The sequence below is a fragment of the Candidatus Ulvibacter alkanivorans genome (assembly GCF_003333325.1).
Taxonomy (GTDB): domain Bacteria; phylum Bacteroidota; class Bacteroidia; order Flavobacteriales; family Flavobacteriaceae; genus Ulvibacter_A; species Ulvibacter_A alkanivorans.
Genome location: NZ_QOLC01000014.1, coordinates 1 through 1,583, shown reverse-complemented (window position 1 = coordinate 1,583; position 1,583 = coordinate 1). Strand labels below are relative to the sequence as shown.

2 protein-coding genes are annotated in these 1,583 nt (G+C 36.3%); both read left to right on the top strand.

Annotation, left to right across the window (positions count from 1 at the left end; translation table 11 throughout):
• Positions 1-895: toprim domain-containing protein (locus DWA30_RS00690; protein WP_245933831.1), on the top strand; the 895-nt coding region annotated here is incomplete at its 5' end.
• Positions 892-1,583 (top strand): DNA gyrase subunit A (locus tag DWA30_RS00685; protein ID WP_317048320.1); only part of this gene is annotated, 692 nt, incomplete at its 3' end. The genes DWA30_RS00690 and DWA30_RS00685, both read left to right, overlap by 4 nt.

Here is a 1,583-nt window from a genome sequence, read left to right as displayed (position 1 = left end):
GGGGGGAGGATTGCCAACTGTACGAACGTTTATCAATGATTTTGTAAAAACAAAATTAGACAATTACCTGCATCAAAATACAGATGCAGCAGAAGCCATTCAGCGTAAAATATTACAAGCAGAACGTGAGCGTAAGGAGTTGTCTGGTATTCGTAAATTGGCAAAAGACAGAGCTAAGAAAGCTAGTTTACACATTAAGAAATTACGTGACTGTAGAGTGCATTGCGGGGATATCAAAAAGGAAAGCTATTTAGATACCACTTTGTTTATTACCGAGGGAGATTCAGCTTCTGGTTCTATCACAAAATCTAGAAATGTAAACACACAAGCAGTGTTTAGTTTAAAAGGAAAACCTTTGAACTCGTATGGATTGTCTAAGAAGATTGTATACGAAAATGAGGAGTTTAATTTATTACAAGCTGCTTTAAATATAGAAGATGGAATAGAGGGTTTGCGTTATAATAATATTGTAATTGCTACGGATGCCGATGTAGACGGAATGCATATTCGGTTGTTATTGATAACATTCTTTTTACAATTTTTTCCAGAAGTAATCAAAGAAGGGCATTTGTACATTTTAGAAACGCCATTGTTTAGAGTTCGAAATAAAAAGGATACCTATTATTGCTATTCTGATGATGAGAAACGAGAGGCAATTGGCAAGTTAAGAGGTAAACCAGAGATTACTCGATTTAAAGGGTTAGGTGAGATTTCTCCAAATGAGTTTGTACATTTTATAGGAAACGATATTCGTCTAGATCCTGTGATGCTAGATAAAGAAGTGCCTGTTGAATCAATGTTGTCTTTCTATATGGGGAAAAACACACCAGATAGACAAAAATTCATCATTGAGAACTTGAAAGTTGAATTGGATATAATTGATGAAGAAGTATGAGTGAAGAAAATAACGACTACGAACACGAAGAAGAAATAAATCATCAGACCGATCCGGTCGAAACCATTACCAAAGTTACAGGAATGTACAAGGAGTGGTTTTTAGATTATGCTTCATATGTAATTTTAGAAAGAGCAGTTCCTGCAATCGACGATGGTTTTAAACCTGTGCAACGTCGTATTATGCATTCTATGAAAGATTTAGATGATGGACGTTACAATAAAGTAGCGAACATTGTTGGTCATACCATGCAATATCATCCACATGGAGATGCTAGTATTGCCGATGCTATGGTGCAAATTGGTCAGAAAGATTTATTAATAGATACACAAGGAAACTGGGGGAATATTTTAACCGGAGATAGTGCTGCAGCATCGCGTTATATTGAAGCTCGTATTTCAAAATTTGGTTTAGATGTTGTTTTTAATCCTAAGATAACACAATGGCAAGCCAGTTATGATGGTCGTCGAAAGGAGCCAATTAATCTTCCGGTAATGTTTCCGCTACTATTGGCACAAGGAGGAGAGGGGATTGCTGTAGGGTTGTCAACCAAAATATTACCGCACAACTTTATTGAGCTTATTGATGCGTCTATAAAGCATCTTAATGGAAAACGTTTTACGATAGTTCCAGATTTCCCAACAGCTGGTATTGCAGATGTGTCAAACTATAATGATGGTTTACGTGG